Annotated in this window: 22 protein-coding genes; 11 read left to right on the forward strand and 11 right to left on the reverse strand. The window is 38.7% G+C overall.

Features of this window, described 5'->3' with window-relative positions; all coding sequences use genetic code 11:
• Window positions 1-12: 12 nt before the first annotated feature.
• Window positions 13-432 (reverse strand): GNAT family N-acetyltransferase, encoded by a 420-nt coding sequence (locus AC2INI_RS07230; RefSeq protein WP_122034601.1) that lies wholly within the window; start codon window positions 430-432, stop codon window positions 13-15.
• A gap of 56 nt (window positions 433-488) precedes the next feature.
• On the reverse strand, window positions 489-935 hold the full coding sequence (locus AC2INI_RS07235) for a GNAT family N-acetyltransferase (RefSeq protein ID WP_122034599.1): 447 nt from the start codon (window positions 933-935) through the stop codon (window positions 489-491).
• 186 nt (window positions 936-1,121) lie between these two features.
• Between AC2INI_RS07235 and AC2INI_RS07240 the strand changes: the two genes are divergently transcribed.
• Window positions 1,122-2,801: a chitinase gene (locus tag AC2INI_RS07240; protein ID WP_486304460.1), complete on the forward strand. Its 1,680-nt coding sequence runs from the start codon at window positions 1,122-1,124 to the stop codon at window positions 2,799-2,801.
• 85 nt (window positions 2,802-2,886) lie between these two features.
• Here the strand turns inward: AC2INI_RS07240 and AC2INI_RS07245 are convergent, their stop codons facing one another.
• The 4 genes from AC2INI_RS07245 to AC2INI_RS07260 all read right to left on the reverse strand — a co-directional run bounded on the left by AC2INI_RS07245 (window position 2,887) and on the right by AC2INI_RS07260 (window position 6,231).
• Complete coding sequence (locus AC2INI_RS07245; protein WP_254052628.1) at window positions 2,887-3,378, reverse strand: hypothetical protein; 492 nt, start codon at window positions 3,376-3,378, stop codon at window positions 2,887-2,889.
• 209 nt (window positions 3,379-3,587) lie between these two features.
• Window positions 3,588-3,983 (reverse strand): copper resistance protein, encoded by a 396-nt coding sequence (locus AC2INI_RS07250; protein ID WP_122034593.1) that lies wholly within the window; start codon window positions 3,981-3,983, stop codon window positions 3,588-3,590.
• A gap of 120 nt (window positions 3,984-4,103) precedes the next feature.
• Window positions 4,104-4,538, reverse strand: a complete 435-nt coding sequence (locus tag AC2INI_RS07255; RefSeq protein WP_151655121.1) for a hypothetical protein — start codon at window positions 4,536-4,538, stop codon at window positions 4,104-4,106.
• Between the two features lie 136 nt (window positions 4,539-4,674).
• Window positions 4,675-6,231, reverse strand: a complete 1,557-nt coding sequence (locus AC2INI_RS07260; protein ID WP_486304461.1) for a BCCT family transporter — start codon at window positions 6,229-6,231, stop codon at window positions 4,675-4,677.
• Between the two features lie 329 nt (window positions 6,232-6,560).
• On the opposite strand from AC2INI_RS07260, the gene AC2INI_RS07265 reads away from it, so the two are divergent.
• From AC2INI_RS07265 to AC2INI_RS07275, 3 genes are read left to right on the forward strand one after another with little or no spacing between them, the layout of a single operon-like run.
• The gene (locus AC2INI_RS07265) at window positions 6,561-6,950 is read left to right on the forward strand and encodes a PepSY domain-containing protein (protein ID WP_045101978.1); all 390 of its coding nucleotides are present in this window, start codon (window positions 6,561-6,563) and stop codon (window positions 6,948-6,950) included.
• A 32-nt stretch (window positions 6,951-6,982) separates the two neighbouring features.
• Window positions 6,983-7,639 carry a response regulator transcription factor gene (locus AC2INI_RS07270; RefSeq protein WP_122034585.1) on the forward strand — a complete coding sequence of 219 codons (657 nt, stop codon included), beginning with the start codon at window positions 6,983-6,985 and terminating at the stop codon, window positions 7,637-7,639.
• 15 nt (window positions 7,640-7,654) lie between these two features.
• The gene (locus AC2INI_RS07275; RefSeq protein ID WP_486304462.1) at window positions 7,655-9,019 is read left to right on the forward strand and encodes an ATP-binding protein; all 1,365 of its coding nucleotides are present in this window, start codon (window positions 7,655-7,657) and stop codon (window positions 9,017-9,019) included.
• A 60-nt stretch (window positions 9,020-9,079) separates the two neighbouring features.
• Here AC2INI_RS07275 and AC2INI_RS07280 read toward each other — a convergent pair whose 3' ends face one another.
• The gene (locus AC2INI_RS07280; protein ID WP_486304463.1) at window positions 9,080-10,357 is read right to left on the reverse strand and encodes an LssY C-terminal domain-containing protein; all 1,278 of its coding nucleotides are present in this window, start codon (window positions 10,355-10,357) and stop codon (window positions 9,080-9,082) included.
• Between the two features lie 21 nt (window positions 10,358-10,378).
• Window positions 10,379-11,110, reverse strand: a complete 732-nt coding sequence (locus AC2INI_RS07285) for a glycosyltransferase family 2 protein (protein WP_122034579.1) — start codon at window positions 11,108-11,110, stop codon at window positions 10,379-10,381.
• Between the two features lie 248 nt (window positions 11,111-11,358).
• On the opposite strand from AC2INI_RS07285, the gene AC2INI_RS07290 reads away from it, so the two are divergent.
• Window positions 11,359-11,541: a hypothetical protein gene (locus tag AC2INI_RS07290; protein WP_122034577.1), complete on the forward strand. Its 183-nt coding sequence runs from the start codon at window positions 11,359-11,361 to the stop codon at window positions 11,539-11,541.
• A gap of 258 nt (window positions 11,542-11,799) precedes the next feature.
• Here the strand turns inward: AC2INI_RS07290 and AC2INI_RS07295 are convergent, their stop codons facing one another.
• Both AC2INI_RS07295 and AC2INI_RS07300 read right to left on the reverse strand, forming a co-directional pair.
• On the reverse strand, window positions 11,800-13,842 hold the full coding sequence (locus AC2INI_RS07295; RefSeq protein ID WP_486304464.1) for a cache domain-containing protein: 2,043 nt from the start codon (window positions 13,840-13,842) through the stop codon (window positions 11,800-11,802).
• Window positions 13,839-15,257: a sigma-54-dependent transcriptional regulator gene (locus AC2INI_RS07300; RefSeq protein ID WP_486304465.1), complete on the reverse strand. Its 1,419-nt coding sequence runs from the start codon at window positions 15,255-15,257 to the stop codon at window positions 13,839-13,841. Before AC2INI_RS07300 ends, AC2INI_RS07295 begins: the two co-directional genes overlap by 4 nt.
• A gap of 281 nt (window positions 15,258-15,538) precedes the next feature.
• Here AC2INI_RS07300 and AC2INI_RS07305 point away from each other — a divergent pair, with 281 nt between their 5' ends.
• The 6 genes from AC2INI_RS07305 to AC2INI_RS07330 all read left to right on the forward strand — a co-directional run bounded on the left by AC2INI_RS07305 (window position 15,539) and on the right by AC2INI_RS07330 (window position 20,541).
• The gene (locus AC2INI_RS07305; RefSeq protein WP_486304466.1) at window positions 15,539-16,360 is read left to right on the forward strand and encodes an ABC transporter substrate-binding protein; all 822 of its coding nucleotides are present in this window, start codon (window positions 15,539-15,541) and stop codon (window positions 16,358-16,360) included.
• A 3-nt stretch (window positions 16,361-16,363) separates the two neighbouring features.
• On the forward strand, window positions 16,364-17,062 hold the full coding sequence (locus AC2INI_RS07310; RefSeq protein ID WP_122034569.1) for an ABC transporter permease: 699 nt from the start codon (window positions 16,364-16,366) through the stop codon (window positions 17,060-17,062).
• Between the two features lie 12 nt (window positions 17,063-17,074).
• Window positions 17,075-17,782 (forward strand): energy-coupling factor ABC transporter ATP-binding protein, encoded by a 708-nt coding sequence (locus AC2INI_RS07315; protein ID WP_122034567.1) that lies wholly within the window; start codon window positions 17,075-17,077, stop codon window positions 17,780-17,782.
• Window positions 17,760-18,344 (forward strand): molybdenum cofactor guanylyltransferase MobA, encoded by a 585-nt coding sequence (gene mobA / locus AC2INI_RS07320; protein WP_486304467.1) that lies wholly within the window; start codon window positions 17,760-17,762, stop codon window positions 18,342-18,344. Before AC2INI_RS07315 ends, mobA begins: the two co-directional genes overlap by 23 nt.
• Entirely contained in the window at window positions 18,341-20,122 is a 1,782-nt protein-coding gene (locus AC2INI_RS07325) for a bifunctional molybdopterin-guanine dinucleotide biosynthesis adaptor protein MobB/molybdopterin molybdotransferase MoeA (protein ID WP_486304468.1), read from the forward strand. Before mobA ends, AC2INI_RS07325 begins: the two co-directional genes overlap by 4 nt.
• 86 nt (window positions 20,123-20,208) lie before the next feature.
• Window positions 20,209-20,541, forward strand: a complete 333-nt coding sequence (locus AC2INI_RS07330) for a PBPRA1643 family SWIM/SEC-C metal-binding motif protein (RefSeq protein WP_486304469.1) — start codon at window positions 20,209-20,211, stop codon at window positions 20,539-20,541.
• A gap of 98 nt (window positions 20,542-20,639) precedes the next feature.
• Here AC2INI_RS07330 and AC2INI_RS07335 read toward each other — a convergent pair whose 3' ends face one another.
• On the reverse strand, window positions 20,640-21,140 hold the full coding sequence (locus AC2INI_RS07335) for an acyloxyacyl hydrolase (protein ID WP_216822081.1): 501 nt from the start codon (window positions 21,138-21,140) through the stop codon (window positions 20,640-20,642).
• Between the last annotated feature and the right edge of the window lie 81 nt (window positions 21,141-21,221).

Raw genomic sequence — 21,221 nt, forward strand, 5'->3', positions numbered from 1 at the left:
TTTATTACCTTGCTAGAAAAGAGCCAATTGACTTGCATCAGATAAAACCCATGCGCTATTGTGAGCTTCAAACCCAATTTTTGGGTAATACCCTTCTGCCTTTGGTGCAGCAAGTAAGATTAATTTGCAATCAGGTGTCAGTTCCTCTTTAGTCACCAAGATAAGATATTTTCCAATCCCGACAGATTGAATACTTTCGTCTACTGCTAAGTCGGATAAATAACAACAAAAGTTAAAATCAGTAACTGAGCGAGCAATACCAATCAATTCCCCATCGCCCCATGCGGTCACAATTAGGTTTGAGTTATCAAGCATGGCTTGTATTTTTTCAACATCATCAATGGGACGACGGACACCTAAAGAGGTTTTCTTCAATAAAGTAATAAACTGCTCTGCAGTAATAGGTTCATTGACTTTGTAAACGATTTCCATGCTCTCTCCATCTTTAATGTTATCTATTTTTTATTCTTAAAAGATACAATAACAAGTTACTTTGCAATATCCAGAGCTAAAACAAGACGGCCTTCACCAATATCGAAATAGTCTTGCTCTTCTTCTAATAAATAAAAACCATACGATTGATACAAAGCATATGCACCTGTGTTTTTCGGGCATACCGTTAAGAGTAATCGTTTATATCCTTTGGCATTCTCAATCGCTGTTTCTAGTAATTGTTTACCAAGCCCAATACCTTGTGCTTTCTTTGCCACAGCCAATGATAGTACCCATGCATCTCCTTTTATTGCGCTTGATGGCACTTGTAAAAGATAGCCTACAATTTCCTTCTCTTTTTTGGCAACTAGCAGTCCATTAGTCCAGCAATCAAAAGCCTGTCTAATGAAAAAAGATGGATATCCATGATTACCAAACGCTTCTGTTTCTATTTCATAGATCTTTTTTAAATCGATTTTCTCTGCTGCCCTGATGCTTATCATTAATACATTTCCCTGACTGTAGTGCTAATCACATTGTGAATATGCTTTTACTTATAATTTATACTCTTTGAAACAACTCGCATAGTTAAAACTGATTCATATTTCTAGATAACCGAACTTTATAAAAACTTCTATAGTTATTCTAACTTATTTTTATTTTATAATTAACGACAAGGAAAGTTATCCATGTTCAAACTCGCTATACTCCCATCATTACTTGCCTGCAGTTTTGCAGCCAATAGTTTCACTATGAACCCTCAGCCTGATCCTGAAAACCCAACAGGTTATATTGTTTCTAAAGCAGAAATTAAAGCTGCCGAAGATGCGAAAACATTAGACCCTATGTATGACGTCTGGGCTAAAGCATTAGAAACATTACCAAATACCGCAGTAGAAGCGATTGATGCTGGTGTTGCAACAAATCCTGCGAACGTGAAACGTGTTGAGCGTGTTTTTCCTCAATCTGAATGGTTTTTCTTAACTCAAATGGCAGCGCCTGAATACACTTATACTCGTTTCTTACGTGCAATTGGCAAGTTCCCTGCTTTTTGTGGTGACTATACGGATGGGCGTGATGCTGATGCCATTTGTAAAAAATCCATCGTAACGGCATTTGCGCATTTCTCTCAAGAGACTGGCGGTCACATTGCCGTTGATAACGTATCTGACAACCCCCTTGCGCTTGAAGAGTGGCAACAAGCCTTAGTGCACGTTCGTGAAATGGGATGGTCTGAAGGTCAAGAAGGATACACTACTGGTTGTGGCCAAAATGATTGGCAAAATAAACGCTGGCCCTGTGCCGCAGGTGAAGGCTATTTCGGCCGTGGTGCTAAACAATTATCTTACCACTTTAACTACGGCGCTTTCTCTGAAGTTATGTACGATGGTGATGCGACAGTATTGCTAAATAATCCAGGGCTAGTCGCTGATTCTTGGTTAAATCTTGCCTCTGCTATTTGGTTCTTTTTAACACCCCAAGCACCAAAACCTGCCATGCTACATGTTATCGACCGTACTTGGACCCCTTCTCAACGAGAAACTGATGCAGGTATCGGCTACGGATTTGGTACAACGATTAACGTGATTAATGGCGGTATTGAATGTGGAGAGCAAAACAAAGATAAAGGCCAACCCGTTAACCGCATTCGCTATTGGGAGGGTTTAGCAAAACATTACCAAATTCCAGTAGAAGCGGATGAAGCAAATACCTGTTGGCAACAAACCCCTTATGGCAGTTTGAATTTAAATGGTGCAACCGATGTGCTTTATACTAACTGGGATGGTAATTGGAAATACTATTCTGATCGTCCAGAAGGTGCTTCTTTTGAATGTGAATTAGTGGGCTTCCAGACTGCATATTCTGCGCTTGTCCCTGGTGATTATGAGAAATGTGTTACTAACTTCTATGAGTCTCACGCTAATTGGCCTGTGACTCGTGTGGTTGATTCTTTACCAACAGACCCGACTGATCCCACCGATCCGGTAGATCCAACAAATACTTGGGATACAAATAAGGTTTATAACACTGGCGATCAAGTAGTTGTAAGTGGTGTAACTTACCAAGCTAAATGGTGGAACCAAGGTGATAACCCAGCAACAAGTACAACTGGTGTTTGGGAAGTGATCAGCGGAACTACAACTGAAAATCCAGTAGAACCGGCTCCTATTGAACCAACTCCGCCTACTCCAGTAGAGCCAACACCTCCAACAGTACCCGTAGATCCTGATTCAACATGGGATGTAACTGCAAGTTATAATAGCGGTGACCAAGTGACCGTTAACGGCGTAACTTATCAAGCTCAGTGGTGGACTCAAGGTAATAACCCTGAAGCTTCTGGTGAATGGGGAGTTTGGAAAAGAGTGTAATACTATCTAATTAAATAGATGTTTAGGTGTTTAAACGTAAAAAGCCCTTCAGCGTTAACTGAAGGGCTTTATCATATTTAGTGAACTAAGCAGTAACTGGTGTTAACGACTTAGCTTGTGTCTCTACATACCAAAATGCCAATAATGATACACCCCAAAATTGGAACAAATATTGAACATCTGAAGCCCCTGCTAATGTTTGAGAAACAGCCATTGATGCTGTAACAAACAAAGAAGACAACAAACCTGCTTTCAATAAAGTTTTAGGTCTATTTGGTAATATCTCTAGTTTCAAGAATGAAACAATTAGAAGAACAACAGGTAAAATCTGTAGAGCAATTAATACAGGAAACAAATAGTCATACATAGGTACCAATAATGTGTTTGTTAATGGCTTTTGCGACCATGTACCTGCTATATACTCTTTCCAGCCATCCCAACTGTCACCGTGTCGTGTTCCAAATAAAATGCCATAAAACTTATCAACCACCCCGTTTGAAAACCAAAATGGTGCAAACAACATATAGAATGGTAAATATTTAATAACATCAATCGCTTTTTCTAATTTTTTCATCATAATTTCCTAAGTAAAATAAAAATAATTCATTCATTTTTATACCAATATAATTAGTTAGATAACCTATTTATTACGCAGGAAAATTACTTAAACGAAGGCGAATATTTACTATGTAGTGATTCTACAATACGTATTTTTCGCGCAACTATTGAGTGATTTAACCAGCAATAATGATCAGATAACTATTGGAATTGGTATTACTTAAGTTTTTATTCCAGAAAGACACAAAATCGAAGATGCCGCCGTCGAACCTTTTGAACTTGCTGTTCTAGTGGCTCAAAAAGTAAGGGAGGGGCATGTAAAAGAGGGATAAGAAGTAGTGCAACACCAAGCAGCAGCCACGCACATAACAAAAGATCATTCATGCTATTTTCAAATGACAGTAAGTGTTCAACTAAATCACATTTCTGAGCAACTTGTTGAGACCCAGTATCAATAGTCGAATCAAGTTGGTGCACTCTCGCTTGCGCTTCAATTAAATGGTCTTGGCAACTAGATGTAACTCCAACCAATTGACTAAAGCAAATGAACACACTTAAAAGAACAAAGCTTAATAATAACTTTGCTCTAAAATGTTTATCTCTATTTGAAATAAGTGCGGTCATAATAATCATAATAGTAAATCGAACGACAATTAGACCAGTCTGAAAAAATAAACTCTATGATGCGTATCAGTTTTTACTTTATAAATAACAAATTACGTAAATTACAATAAATAAATTAACCTACACTCTCGTCTGAGCTAACTTAAGATAGGAATGCAACTCGTCATTTTTATATTCAATAGCAGAATGAATGTTAACGCTAGAGTTTGCGACAATTACAAAATCGTATTGGTTTTCACCTTTAAATATTGATACATACAATAAGCCATCATCTAATACCCAATGGCCCACCGTCTTTAATCTATCAAATAAAGTAAACTCAGTTAAGCTGCCATTTTTGGTGAAAATCAGCTCTGTTATATACCCTGCCGTACAACTTTTTATCCAATGAGCATCATAGATTTCTGGTAGCTGAAACTCTCTCTTTGTTGCTAACCATTTTTTATATTCATTATCTACAAATTCGCCACCATCAAGAGCTGACTTATCAATTATAGAAGTCTCTTTTATTTCACGGTAAAAAAGTTGCAGTAGTATTTGATCTTTGTCTAACATCTATTTACTCCTAATAATTGAAGAATGCCCCCTCCCTGACCTTGGAAAGAGTAACCATTACACTCAAATAGCAGGCAATAAAAAAGGCCTACCACAGATTATGTGATAAGCCTCTCATTCGTTCTATGTTTCTATCTTATACTGTCGCTGTTTTTTGATTAACTGCTTCAGATTGATTCTCTTGCTCGGCACTTTTCATTCGTAATACAGCAATAGGTGCTGAAATAAACGTAAAGCCAAGTAAGATTGAAACTGGAACCGCCGTGATCACAATGAAAGATTGTAGAGCGTTTAATCCACCATCCCCTGCAATCAATAGTACGCCAGCAACCACACCCATCATTAATGCCCAAAACAGACGTTGGAAACGTGACGGCTTATCCGTTCCTTCAACTGCCATTGCAATTGAGTACGCCATTGAATCACCCGTTGTAGCAACAAATGTCGTAGTCAGTACTAAGAATGCAGGAATTAACAACCAGCTTAATGGCAGTTGTTCTAATGACGCCAATAATACCGCAGGTAAGCCCGCTTCTTGCAATGGTCCAGAAATACTGCCCGGAGTTTGTAGCTCAAGGAAGATACCTGTGCCACCCAATGCAGAGAACCAGAAGTTTGTCGCGATAGGAGCAATAATTGCTACTGTAATCACAAGCTCACGGATACTACGACCTTTAGAAATACGCGCAATAAAGATAGCCATCATTGGAGCAAAACCAATAAACCAACCCCAGAAGAACCATGTCCACCACGAGTTCCATGCAGGATCTGCAGTACTTAAGCTCATTTCCGGTAGGTGTTGAATATAGTTACCAAATGCAAGACCAAACTCAGTAAAGATAAAGCTTGTTGGGCCTAGCACCAAAATTGCAACTAATAACGTAACAGCGCCAATAACATTCATTCGGCTTAACCACTGTAAGCCCTTGTCCATCCCTGTGAAGGCAGAAACTGAATAAATTGCCACAATCATAGATAAAAGACCGATTTGGCTCATCAGCGAGCTTTCAAGGCCTGTTAGCACGGTTAAACTATAACTAAGTTGCGTAGCTAAGAAACCAATTGGTCCAATCGTACCTGCGGCAACCGCAATAATTGAACAAGCATCAATCACTGAGCCTAACCAATGGTTTTCAAGTTTGTTACCTAAGATTGGGTATAGCAGCGCACGAGGACGTAATTTAACACCGCAGTTATAATGTGCGTACATTAGTACAATCGTACTTAATGTACCTAAGACAGCCCATGCTAGGAAACCCCAATGTAAAAAACTTTGGCTTAATGCAGGTGTTACTGCTGCAAGAGTGCCGGTTTTAACATCAGAAAAAGTTGGAGAAGGAGTAATGAAGTGAAAGATTGGTTCAGCGGCTGACCAAAAAACGCCCCCGCCTGCAAGTAAGGTACACATGATCATTGCGACCCATTTGAACGTACCGAACGTTGGTTTCTCTTCGCCACCCATTTTGATTTTGCCATAACTGCTCATCGCAATGATAAGAGCTAAAACAAACGTGATGATCATTAACCACTGCCACCACAAACCAAACATTGTCGATGCCGACATAAACACGGTTTGAATCGTTGCAGTAAATGTTGATAGATCAACAAGAGCAAAGAGAAGAAATAAAAGGATAAATCCTATAGTAAGTGTTGGAACTAGTTTATCGCTATTTTCATTGCTATTTTTAAACATGGGTATCCCACTTGATGCGTGAGGGATGGGACTCTAGCAGCTTGAAAAACGTAAAACCAGTGAAATATTTTTAAAAAAGGCAAAAAAACAGTCATATAATTATGATTACCATCACACAATTTAAAAATTAAAATTTAAAATCAACAACTTATAAATAACACCATGAAATACTACAACAACCCAGAATAATTTACACATTTATCAAAATAACTCATTATGATTAGAGTAAATTGAGCTTTCCTTATTAAATTTTCTTCTGAATAAAATTCATGTTCTATTCATCTTCGCTGTTTTATACTTCTCCTATATTGACTTAATTAGGAAGCATCATGCTAAAAAAACCAGCCATATACCTTGCTGCCCTATTCACTTTTTTCCCATTATCACAAAGTGCTTTTGCTAATGATCACCCTGATGGGCATCAGCTCATTCAAGATGTTCAGCAAAATGGCGCTAAAATAGATATAGATGAAGATCAAGATGAAGTTTATGACGCAGTTCAAGCCGGTTTAGTAAAGCCATTTTCTGAGCTTTACGCTATGGTTGAGAAAGACTTTCATGGCCGAATAATCAAAGTAGAACTGGATGAAGACGACAATGAATGGACCTACGAATTAAAACTGGTTCATGAGAGTAATATAATCAAAGTTGAATATGATGCAGCAACCTTAGCTATCACAGAAATCAAAGGCCGCGATATTCGCGCAGCTCTTAAATAACAACAAAAAAGATAATTACTAAGAGAATAATAATGAAAATTTTAGTCGTAGAAGATGACCCACGTTTAGGCGAACAAATCATTGAAACCTTAGAAAGTGCTGACTGGGTTCCTGAGTTATCCCAAGACGGTATTGATGCCTTATATCGCGCAACAACTGAGGAGTGGGATGCGATTGTCTTAGATCTCGGGCTCCCTAAGTTAAATGGACTAACCGTATTGAAAAGTATTCGAGATGAAAACATCAATACACCCGTCATTATTCTAAGTGCTCGCGACACCCTATCTCAACGTGTTGAAGGACTTAATGCAGGAGCTGATGATTATTTGACCAAGCCTTTTGAAATGGTTGAATTGATCGCTCGTATTCGTGCTCAATTACGTCGCGCTTCTGGTAACGCTTCTCCTATTTTAAAAATTGGGGAATTAAGTTTAGATACACGTAGCTCAAAAGTGTTATGGCAAGAACAAGCAGTAAGCTTAACGGCATTAGAGTACAAAGTTGTTGCCTACTTTATGCATAATCCCGATAAAGTTATTTCAAGAACCACACTTGTAGAGCATATTTATAAGCAAGATTTTGATCGTGATTCAAACACGGTGGAAGTATTTATCGGTCGTATTCGTAAAAAAATTGCGCCACAAATTATTAAAACGGTTCGTGGCCTTGGTTATCAATTAAATCCTTAAATATAAAGGTCTACTGTGAATACATCACCGAGACAATTTAAACATACCTTTAAAAAATTGAGCTTAAAAAGCCGCTTGCTTCTTGCTGCGGCTTTTTGGCTGTCTGCCATGATATTTGCTGCGGGAATTGGTATCCCTAAATTAGTAAACGATTATCTAGTCCAAGATGTAAAAAGTCAGCTATTACTGTCAATGGATGAGATCACCGCTAATGTCGAAGTAAATAGCAAAGGCAACCTCATCATGCCATCGCGTTTATCTGATCCTCGCTTTAGTCAGCCTTACAGTGGTCTTTATTGGACGGCATCAACCAAAGGAGATGAACTACGTTCGCGTTCATTGTGGGATAAAAAGCTCACATTCAAAGAAGATGGCTTATCTATTAAACCAAAAGTGAAAGGCGCTAATAACGAGGAACTGATTTATATACAAAAAAACATTTACCTTCCTGAAATTAAGCAGCCAATAACTATCACTGTTGGTCTTGATGAAGATCCATTAGAAAAAACCTTACATCAACTTACAGGCCAGCTCTGGATCATTCTTGGCTTATTATTCAGTGGGGTACTATTTCTTATCGGTATTCAAGTCAGTTGGTCACTGCGCCCTTTAGCTAAAATGCAATCTGAGTTAGTGATGCTGCGTAAAGGTGAACAACAGGCATTAAGTCAACATTATCCTCAAGAAATCGCGCCATTGGTTTCTGATCTCAACGCACTATTATTTCATTACCAAGAGTTACTTGAACGTGCTCGTCATCATGCAGGTAATTTATCTCATTCATTAAAGACGCCTCTATCGGTACTTAAAAATGAATTAGAATATTTGAGCCTTGAAGATAAAAATCGTCTGTCTGCCCCTATTGCTCAACTGCAAGCACATATTGATTATCACCTTAGTCGTGCTCGCATGGCAGGTTCAATGAATATCCTCTCAGTGGCTACCTCACCCTCTGAACGAGTAGATGCGATCTCAATGGCATTTGATAAAGTCTATGCTGAACGTGAAGTGATATTAATTAATGAACTAGATAGTGAAGATCATATCGCCGTCGATAAGACCGATCTCGATGAAATGCTAGGGAATCTACTTGAAAATGGGTATAAATGGGCGCATTCAATGATCCGTGTTCATTCTAAGGAAGTTGAAGCAAATCAAATTCAAATCATGATTGAGGATGATGGTGAAGGCATTCCTGAATCAGAGTTTGAACAAGTCATTAAACGTGGTATCCGTTTGGATGAAACGACTCCAGGAACAGGTCTTGGGCTAAATATTGTGAGTGAAATGGCGCACAGTTATCGCGGCTCGCTTGAGTTATCAAAGAGTGCAATGGGAGGACTAAAAGCCACCCTAACCTTCCCACTAGTAAAAGAGTGATCGTTTTTCTGCTTTATTAAAAATCGTATTCTGACAATCTAAATTAGGGTCAAAACGACCCTAATTATTTGCGATGAGTAAACTCTGTGATGAACCAATGACTAGTATCTTTCCATCAGAATAGTAATCATGTTGTTCATCTTCAGTGATCGGTTCTGCATAAGCTATATTTAAGGTCGTTAAATCGAGAAAAAGAGTATCAATACTCGTTTTTAATCGTTCTCTTTCCTCATCTACATTCGGATCAATGCTATGTAACATAGTCACAATACCTCGATAAGCGGTAATCGTTAACCCATCATCGTAACTTAGTGCTCCTAACCATACTTGTTCATTATTTTCGTTCTTACCTGCACTCCACCACCGAATATGACTTCTCTTTAATAAATCGCCCGGTAATTGAAATGCCATATCTTGTATCCGCCCGTTCCAGAATAGATCAGAAACCGGTGGCGTTTTATTCTTAATGAGTGAAAGATAATCAACAAATTCAATATCATTACGAGAAAATGTTTTATTCTCAATCCAACCTAATTGCACCATTATCGATTGAGGGTGATGTCCAATAAGTGCGATATTAACCGCTTGCGCATCAAAAAACGAAGACACTCCAGGGAAAGCTTTGAAAGATGTTTTTGTTTCATCAAAATGCAATGGTGCAGGAATTAGCTTTTCTATTACATCATCAGCGACCCAAAAAAAATGACTATAATTCAAATAAATAATAGCACTCACAACTACTGCTACTGATTTCTTGCCAATATTTTTCCATTGAAACTTCTTTGCAATCACGAAAAAAATAACTATCAGTAACAAGGTAACTATTGATTGTTTATGCTCGGTGACAAATAGTGTCATATCACTCATCCATGGAAAGGCATCAATCCCATAAGAGAGTAAATATCCCCATAAGACAAATTGACCCACGCCAAGTAATAACCCAATAGATGTAAACAATGAAAATCGTCGCCACTCGATATTATTTACACCAGCGATAAAGGGAACAATCCAAGCCACTGGTCCTAATAAGCGAGCAAATAATAAGACCGAATTACCTTTTCTCTGAAGTAACAAGCGACATCGTGCAATGGGTCGGCGAGTTTTTGGTTGCCAGTTCATTAATCGTGTCTGAGCCTTTCGGCCAAAGCGACGTCCAATCCAATAACTGAGTTGATCACCAATAAGACCACCGAACAATACCGCAATAACGCCAGCCCAAACTCCTTGATGAAGCTGAAAACCGGCTGCAATTAAGAACGGCTCACCCGGCACAAATAAATTTGGCCCTATGAGCGCATCCAATAATGCGCCCGTAAATAATGCCATAGAATCATACATAAGCACGCTTACCTATGCTGGTTACTTTTGCTCAGAATAATGACCGAATTTATATTCCATCTCATTATTGCGCATCTCACCAAAGAAAAAGCGACGAATATTAGCTTTTAAATACGTAGCTCCCATCGTAAATAAACCATCTTGATCTAATCGACGTGGATCAAACTCAAACGTCATTGGTAAAAATCGAAAACGCCAGGTTTGACTTGCTCGTTTCACATAATCACAGTCTTCACATAAGGTGATGTTTTCATCAAAACCTTGCAATTCATTGTGCGCACGCTTTGTTGAGAAAATACACGCACCAACGGCGGTTGGAAAAGTGAATTGAGTAGCAAATAAACCTAAGTTAAATAAGCCGTAGCCTACTCGATGAGCAATAGGAAGCCCTTTAGAGCCCATATACACACCAGCGACTTCTAATTTTTTCTCAGCTAATTGTGTTGCTGCTCTCTCAAGAAAATCCGCTTTTAGGCTTACGTCTGCATCTAAAAATAATAAGCGTTCATGCTTAGCGAGTGATGCGCCAGTATTACGACCTAGGCTAACACCACGTTTATCCATTTTGTGGATCGTTAAATCAGGAATACTCGCGGCAAAGGCCTGAGCAACTTCACATGTGGCATCTTCGCTGTTTGAATCAACAATGATCACTTCAAAGTTTTGATTTGTTTGTTTTGTTAAATCTTCCAATAAACGACCGATTCGTTTTTCTTCATTTAATGTGATGATTACAATGCTTAATGGGCTCATAATTATTCTCCAAGTAGATTCATTCGTTAACTTAGGAGTAAGAATACAGGTTGTATCTTAATGATTAGTGAGTACATTATTCATTTTGGGTTCATATATGTAATTAAAGAGCTAAATCACTTCGATAGAAAAATAACGCCTTCTTTATTTTGTAAAACTAATGTTGCATTTTTAGCTGTAGCACATCATCTTCACTCAAACTATTGTTAACGAGCTCAATAGCTGTTCAATCTAAAAGGAGAATTAAAATGAAAGTGATTATTCAATATACTCAAACGGGCTTATATAGAGATTATGCTTGGGAAGCGTCATGTATCCGTATGAAAGGACAATTTCATGCAGTTACTCCCTCTCACGCTGTTCAACTTATCGAACAAAATAAAGCTCAATTACATACAGATCAGACTGATAATATCGTCATTATTGATTAGATTTTTAATTAAAAAAAGAATGGATACATCTAGAAAAGAATAGATAAAACAAGAAGTAAAGGGGAAGAAAAAGGAAAGCCACACGTCTCAGAATGTGGCTTAATTTAGTACTGTTCGGGGTCATAACCGGACGTGCTAACTATCTTATATCGTCGTCTTAATATCAACGAATTTCGTAAACATTATGGCTATAAAAAGTACAAATTTTAAAGTTGTTCCATATTTTGTGAAGCGGATAACATTTTTCCTGTTTCTTTTTTATCCAACCAAATTATCGAATTGATGGTGCTCTGATTTTATTGGTAAATAAATAATAAACGTAGAACCTTCACCAAGCTGTGAGCGCACTTTTATTTCTCCATCGGTTTGGCTTAATAAACTCTGCGAAACAGAAAGACCAAGACCGGTACCGTCTCGTTTGGTGGTATAAAATGGGTCAAAGATCCGATTTAATTGTTCTGATGACATGCCACAACCAAAATCTTCAACTTCAATAATCGCACCTCGTTCTTTACCTTCTTCGCACCAAGTACGACTACGAATAATCAATTTCCCTTTACTGTTCATCGCATGAATACCGTTCATTTGCAGGTTAACTAAGATCTGCAACAAATGATGTCGATTGACCTCAACTCGCGGTGGTTGCTCAAAATCAAACTCTACCTCAATATCTCGCTTGTGTGCTCCTGTTCTCACGAGCGTCACACTCTCTTCGATAATTGGATTAATATACTGCCAAGTGACTTGATCTTGAATTCCACCTTGTCGACTATATTGCAACAGACTGCGCGTGATATTACGAATTCGATCTATCTGCTCCATTATCGCATCAAGCTCTTCTGAAATAACTTCAGCGCCCTCTCCCAACTCATATTTAATCAACTCCGCGTTACCTAAAATTACCGCGGTTGGATTATTTATTTCATGAGCGATCCCTGCAGTTAACTCACCAAGAGAGGCAAGTTTTTCACTCATAATAAGCTTATCTTGCGCTTGTTTTAATAACTTAATGTATTGCTCTAGTTCAATGGTTTTTTCATGCAAACTGGCGGTACGAGATTCAACTTTAGATTCCAAATTTTTTGATGCTCGTTGGATCTCTATATTTCTCTGTTGCAACTGATCGAGCATATTATCAAATTGTTGTGCCAGGCTCGCAAGTTCGTGACTATTATCTAACCCCAACTCACCAATACGAACATCTTTACCCATTTGCACTGACTTCACCACATAGTGAATTTTTTCAATTGGTTGAAAGAGATCTCTTGCTCCACGATGCACGAAAATAGTCGATAACAATAGAGTAATGAGTATGGTTACCCCAGCTTCCACTAAATTCTGTAAGTATTGCTTAAGTAACGGCCACTCTAAATAACCGGTATATAGCATTCCGATCACATTATTGTTCATGTCTTTTATCGGTTGATAAGCAGAGATATACCAATCGTTATATACATAAGCTCGATTAACCCAACGCTCACCCTTTTCAATCACTCTCTTTTTTACGACAGTTGAGACACTTGTGCCTATTGCTCGTCCCTGATTAAGTGATTTATTCGCAAAGTCATTATGCAGTGGGACATTGGTACTAATACGTAAATCGTCTAGAAATAGAGTTACCGTTCCATAATTATCCGACGCTAAATCTCCCTCTGGATAGATAAGATCTCTGATTCGATCGACTAAAAATGTACTGTTATTTAGAAGAATACCGCTATCAACTATCCACGCTAAGTTACCGTCATCACTAAAAATAGGAATTAACGTTCTACTGACTAATCCACGCTTTTCTATGCTGCCATCATTCTTATTAATAACCTGAACTCGAGAACTCAATTGAGGACTAATGTTATATAAATCAGCATTACTCATTACTTGAAAAAAGGTACGCGATATTCCTAATGATAATGCTTTAACTGATGACTCTGGTAAATGTTCAATATAGTTAGCAGGATGAACAACAATAAAGTCAGAGTTATAATTATCTGCTTGGTTCTCTGCCCAATATTGAAGTTGTGGATCATTATTTTTTAATCTTATTTGGAATTGATAAGATTCAGCAAAACTATGGAGTTCCGCGCCTTGTTCTTGCTGTAAAAAATCAATACTGTTGTTTGCTACGGATAATTTGCTTCCTACATCATTGAGTGCGTTTTGCCACGTATAATGCACCGACCAAAACGCAGTAATAATCACTAAAGCAAGCAATGTGAGAAATAAAGGAACAGAGTTTAACCACAATAAACGGTATCTCACCATGGTTTTGATTCTACGTTTCCATAAAAGAGGAGATAACATCATGCGATCTCTTCACTCCACTCTTTAAATTTTCTCTCTAATGTTTTACGAGCAACACCTAGTTGCCTTGCTGCCGCTGACTTGTTCCCGTCATGCAAATCTACAACCGTAATTATGTGCTTCTTTTCAACTTCTTTTAATGTCCACTGATCTGGGTATTCATCCATTTCTGGCATACAAGGACATTCCGTTGGTTCTTGATTTAAAATCGGCTCTTGATTAGGTGATTGGTGCAGTGGCGTGTCACCTTGTAAACTAGACCAGTGCTCTACTGGCGGTTTACCGAGTAAAATACAACGCTCAATCATATTTTTAAGCTCACGAATATTCCCGGGCCAATCATAGTGAGCCATAGCAACGATGTCTTCATGTGCCCAGTGAATTGGTTTTAACCCCATTTCTTTCGCGATCATGTGGGAAAAATGCTCGGTTAAGCAGGCCAAGTCAGCTTTGCGCTCACGCAAGGCTGGCAGTGAAACGGTAAGGACATTCAAGCGATAGAAGAGATCTTTTCTAAAATTACCCTTTTCAACTTCTTCAAGAAGATTTCGGTTGGTTGCCGCTACGATACGAACATCAACTGGGATCTCTTTTTCAGAACCCACAGGTCGAATGGCTTTCTGCTCTAAGGCACGTAAAAGAGACGATTGCATTCCAATGGGCATTTCACCAATTTCATCTAGAAATAGAGTTCCACCGTTAGCGACTCTAAATAATCCTTCACGTCCTTTTTTAGCCCCAGTAAACGCCCCTGATGTATGACCAAACAGTTCACTTTCAAGAAGATCAGGCGCAATAGCACCACAGTTAAGAGGAACAAACGGGCCGTTACGGTGACTTAATTGGTGTAAACCACGAGCCACAAGCTCTTTACCTGTACCTGATTCACCTTCAATTAATACGGCGGCATTTGATGGCGCAAGTTGGGCAACCATTTGCTTTAATTCTATGGTTTTTTCAGCGTTACCGATCATTTCAATTGGGTTGTTTTTTTCCACTTCTCGCTGTAATGCAAAGTTGGTTCTTTCAACTAAACGACGATCCATACAGCGCTTCACCGCTTGCAGCATATTTTCAAGATTAAACGGTTTTAAAATAAAATCAGCAGCACCTAAACGCAACGCCTGAATTGCAGTATCTAACTCTGCGTATCCAGTCATAAATATAACGTCATAATTTCGCGAGTCACAGGCAATACTTTCCTGCCACTCTAATCCCGTTTGACCGGGTAAATTGATATCAAGAATGATCAAATCAAGATGGTGAGATTGACGAATAGCTTCGGCATCTTCAATAGTTCCAACGGTATGAACTTGTCCAAATTGTTTACTTAATGCTTTTTTTAGTATGGTTTGCATACCAACTTCATCATCAACAACAAGTACTGAAAATGCATTCCAATCTGATTTCGAGACCATAGAGCTTCCTAATTTATGCGCTTTAACGAGAGATGTGGGTCAAAATGTCCTACTTATTCTACCTTTAATTCTACAAAATGTATCCTTTCGTATGAGACATTTTGTCCTAGTCACATTTTTTGTAGGGTTTTTATGTCAAAATGCCTATTAATCGGTTAAATATCATTAAGTTAAAGATAATTTTATCAGTATGATTTCTGGCATAATGATTGCTTTAAAGCCGATGAGTCTATTCATTTATTGCATTTGCAGTAATTTTAATAACACTACATGGATATAACATGAACAATAAAATCAGTACGTTTACAGTGATGGCTACACTGGCTCTTGGTTCTTTTTCGGCAACTAACGTATATGCAGATGACGCAAGCATTGTACGCCTAGCGACAACAACAAGTACTTACCACTCTGGTTTACTTGATTACCTATTGCCTGAATTTAAAAAAGATTCTGGCTATGAAGTTCAAGTATTGGCAGCAGGTACAGGTAAAGCGCTAAAAATGGGCGAAAACGGTGATGTTGATTTAGTAATGACACACGCTCCTAAAGCGGAAGCAAGCTTTGTTGAAAAAGGCTATGGCGTTGATCCAAAAGCATTAATGTATAACGACTTTGTTCTTGTTGGCCCTAAAGCTGATCCTGCACACATCCACGGTATGAAAGACGTGACTGCTGCATTTGAGAAGATGGCAGAATCAGACGTTACTTTCGTTTCTCGCGGTGACGACTCAGGTACAAACAAAAAAGAACTGATCTTATGGTCTCAAGCAAAAATTGAACCAAACTTCGGTGGCTACAAAGCCGTTGGCCAGGGTATGGGACCAACATTGAATATGACCTCTGAGCTACAAGCTTACACATTAACAGACCGTGGCACTTGGTTAGCTTACCAGAACAAACTTGACCTTGAGATCATGGTTGAAGGCGACAAGCGCCTATTTAACCCTTACCAGGTGATTCTTATTAACCCTGAGCGTTACAACAACCTAAATACAAAAGGTGCTCAAGCATTCAGTGATTGGTTAATAAGTGACAAAGGCCAAGCAATGATCGATAGCTTTACTCTTAGTGGTAAAAAATTGTTCACTGCGGACGCTAAATAATCCATGACTATCTTAGCCACCTCTCACGAAGCCATTCAATTACTGTTTAGCGGTGATGCTGCATTGTGGAGCATTGTTGGTGTTTCATTCTCTGTCTCATTGTTTGCAATGGCAGTTGTGTTATTACCTGCCCTCTTGCTGGCGTTTGCGCTTGCATATGGTTCATTTCCTGGGCGGTGGCTACTGCTCTCTATTATTAACACGTTACAATCTGTACCTACTGTTGTGATTGGTTTATTGCTGTATATGGTTCTTTCTCGATCTGGACCTCTTGGCGATTGGCAACTGCTTTTTACTCAAGAAGCAATGATCATCGGTCAAATGTTTATCTGTTTCCCTATTATGGTTGCCATGATGCACGGCGCATTTCAACACAGTGATCGACGAGTATGGGAAACTGCATTTACTCTAGGAGCTTCGTTACCACGAGCATTTGGTAGCTTAATTTGGGAAACACGGTTTCCTATTCTTGCCGCTATCATTGCTGGATTTTCTCGAATTATCACCGAAGTCGGCTGCTCTATGATGGTCGGCGGTAACATCTTTAATGCTACACGAAACATTCCAACCGCAATCGCTATGGAAAGCCAAAAAGGTGCGTTTGCTCAAGGGGTTGCTCTTGGTATGGTGCTATTAATTTTAGCTCTGGTGTTAAACTTTTTACTCTCTATCACTCGTGGTAAAGGGTATTTACGTACTTAGTAGGCATAAAAAATGACAATAAGAATTACTGCCGATAATCTATCGATGCGATTTAATGATCGTGTGCTTTTTCACATCCCACATTTATCATTAGGGCCAAAAGAATCTGTCTATTTACGTGGTGCTAATGGCGTAGGTAAAACAACACTACTTAAGATTTTATCTGGGTTACAAAACCCAACAACCGGTAAGCTTAACCTTAATCAACCACACTGGACTGCACGTTTGTTTGGTCGCTCAGGCAATAATCAAATTGTGTACCTGCATCAAAACCCATTTTTATTTGATGGGACTGTTTTCGATAACGTTATTTATGGCATGAAATACACCACCATGAATAAGCTTGAGAAGCGTCACATGGTAATCAATGCGTTACGCATGGTTGGGTTAGAAACCTTAGCCGATGAACATATCTCTGTTTTATCTGGTGGTGAAAAGCAACGTGTTGCTATGGCACGAGCTTGGGTACTAAAACCGTCTATTTTACTGATGGATGAACCAAGTGCGAGCGTTGACCAAGAATCTATCCTGTTACTGGTTATTATGGCCAAAGATCTACTCGAACGTGGCTCTAGTATTGTAGTAACCAGTCACCAAACCAATGCCTTAACTGAAATTTGTCATCGTCAATGGACCATTTCAGACGCAAAGCTGATAGAATCAACCCCATTAAAAGTGATTGTTAGCAAGGATAAGTATGCTCCAGCCAAAGCAAACTAGTTGGGTAATTTTAGCGGGCGGACAAGCTCGTCGTATGGGTGGTCAAGATAAAGGTTTTGTCGCTTTTAAAAATAAACCACTCATCGAACATGCAATAGACATATTAACGCCTCAAACCGATCAGATTGCCATCAATGCTAATCGCAGTATCGAACAATATACTAGTTACGGCGTCACGTTTCCTGACCAGTTTAGCGATTACCCAGGGCCATTGGCCGGAATGCATTCTGGTTTAATCAATATGAATTCTGATTGGGTTGGTTTTATTCCTTGTGATTCCCCTAACCTACCTGACAACCTTGTTGCTTTATTGTGTGATGCGGTAAAAGAAGATACTGACATTGTAGTCGCTCATGATGGCGAATACATGCAACCGGTTGTAACTTTAATGCACAAACGCATTATTCCTAAAATTGATGCTTTCTTAGCGCGCGGTGATAGAAAAATTATTCTATTATACAAAGAGTGTAATACCGTCTTTGCTGATTTCTCTAATTACCCAAATGCTTTTATCAATTTGAATAGCCCTCAAGAACTCGAACAATTTGGACCTTTATTATGAGCTTAACGACTGCGTCTATCCCTTTATTGGGTTTTGCTGCTTATAGCGGCACAGGTAAAACCACATTATTAGAAAAGCTATTACCAAAACTTAATGAAATGGGACTAAAAGTCGCAGTCATCAAACACGCACATCATAATTTTGATATCGACCAAGAAGGCAAAGACAGCTACCGTTTACGTAAAGCTGGTGCGAGCCAAATGTTGATCAGCTCTCGTTTTCGTAATGCATTAATTACTGAAACGCCTGATAAAGAAACTACCTGTCAGCAACTAATCAATAAGTTAGATCAAACTGAACTTGATTTGATTCTTATTGAAGGTTTTAAGCAACTGCCATACACCAAGATTGAATTACACCGTGATGAAGTCGGTAAGCCGTGGATCTTCCCAGAAGATGATAACATCATTGCGATTGCAGCAGACTCAAAAGCTGAATCAGAACTGCCTCAAATGGACATCAACAATACTGATGCTATCACTGCGTTCATTGTTGACTACGTTAAACAGCATCAACATAAACAACAAAGTGATCTATCCGCTAACTGCGATGAATTATCACCTGCGTTTTTATCTGTTAGTCAAGGTAGAGCTAAGATTTTAGAGGCCATCACACCACTAAATTCACAAAGCAATGTCTCTTTAGTTGAATCCATTAATGCATTAGCGGCTCAAGATATTTTATCGCCGATCAATGTTCCTCAACATAATAATTCAGCGATGGATGGTTATGTGATTTGTGGTGATGATTTAGAGCGTGAAAGCTACACCGTAGTTGCCGAGATCATGGCTGGTCACAGTTACGATCGCCCTCTTCAACACGGTGAAGCGGCGAAAATCATGACGGGCGCACCAGTGCCTGAAAATGGTAATACCGTGATCATGCGTGAACAAGCGACTCAAGAAGGCAATCAAGTTCGTTTTGATACAGGAAAATCTGGCATTCGTAAAGGCCAAAACGTTCGTCTAGCAGGTGAAGATCTTGCTATCGACCAAACCTGTGTGGCTAAAGGCTCACGTATTACGGCTCCTGAAGTGGGTATGCTTGCGTCTTTAGGCATTGCTTCTGTCCCTGTTATCACAAAAACAAAAGTTGCTATATTCTCTACTGGTGATGAAGTTCAAGCACCGGGTGAAGCACAAAAAACCAATTCGATTTATGACTCAAATCGCTTCACGTTGACGGCGTTATTGCAGAAGATCGGCTGTGAAGTGATTGATTTTGGCATCATTGAAGACAGTGAAGTCGCTTTAGAGTCAACGCTTTCTCAAGCATCACAACAAGCGGATATGATTTTATCTTCTGGTGGTGTCTCGGTTGGTGATGCCGATTACATCAAAACGATCTTAGATAAATTGGGCAATATTAACTTTTGGCGTATAAATATGCGTCCTGGCCGCCCTCTTGCCTTTGGTCATATTGGTGATACTCCGTTCTTTGGTTTACCGGGTAACCCTGTAGCGGTAATGGTGGCGTTCTTACAGTTTGTTGAACCTGCATTACGTAAACTTCAAGGTGAAGATAACTGGAAACCTGAGACTTTTACGGCAATCGCTAAAGAGTTTATCCGCTCTCGCACTGGCCGAACTGAATACAGCCGTGGCATTTACTCGATTAACCAAAATGGTCAAATGGAAGTGGTAACCACTGGTAAACAAGGATCTGGTATCTTACGCTCAATGAGCGAAGCAAACTGCTTAATTGAGGTGCAACCTGCAGTTGAGTCGGTAGATATTGGTCAGAAGGTAACAATTATTCCGTTGGGTTCGAGAGTTTAAATAAATTAGTATTCTAGTTTATTGCTAGGCTCTTTGATGATATAAAGTGCCTAAAATACTGTGTTCAAAAATTATAAGGCTCCAAGATGTCTAAAATGTTCTTCAAAGGTCGTATCGAAACTCGTCAAAACCACGTTCTTTCTGGTTTTAACACTAAACGTGACGTTAAGTTAGGTACTGAAGAAGCACCACTAACTTTAGTTGTTCAAACAGAAGAGCGTAAAGTTGAAATTGAAGCGCAGCTTACTGAGCACAGCTTATTCGCCAACATCGAAGTGAATGCTGAAAAAGAAGAAAATATTCTTGAGCTTGGCGGTGTTTTAAATAAACCAAAAACAACTCGCTTTGAAAAAACACCTAATCGCAACGAACCTTGTTCTTGTGGTAGCGGTAAAAAATACAAAAAATGCTGTGCTTAATTAGTAGTTAACTTTAACTACTTAATCTTAGTTAAGCAGCACAACAAAAAAGAGCCTCTGTTTACTTGTTAGTAATAACAAACAACATGAGGCTCTTTTTAATAATAGTAACCGACGGCTAAGCCTACAAAATTTTGTCCTGCATTTTTATTCGTCAATGTTCCATTAGAGTAATGACGGAAGTACGCCTCTATATTCACTCTATTTACGTTAACACCAATAAACACTTTTTGTCCGAATGTTACCTTAGAGCTAATCCTTTCTGTCGATTTACTTTTAATGTAACCACCTAACCCTGCACCAGCATAAAGAAAAGGTGAATTTAATAAATACAGATCTTGTGATAAACCAGCAATAAACTGATTATTTTCATCTAGATTTGATTCATGCTCACCAAAAGCAAAAAATCCAGCTTCAATGTTCCTACGCCCTGGGATTCTAAAAAACTCATTTGGCTGGCTATATTGCAATTTAACTGTATACAATTCTTCTAGACCTGAGCTTCTTGAGCTTTGGCCTGTATATATCATTAATTGATTATTAGATGCTCTAATATTATTGGAGTATATAATTATAAATATTAACAATAGCTTCTTCACATGATAATTCCTTAATAAAAAACGGATGGTATTATTCATAATAAGTAATTTCAACAATGAAAAAATATTTAGTAAAATATA

It is taken from the genome of Aliivibrio friggae (assembly GCF_057368515.1).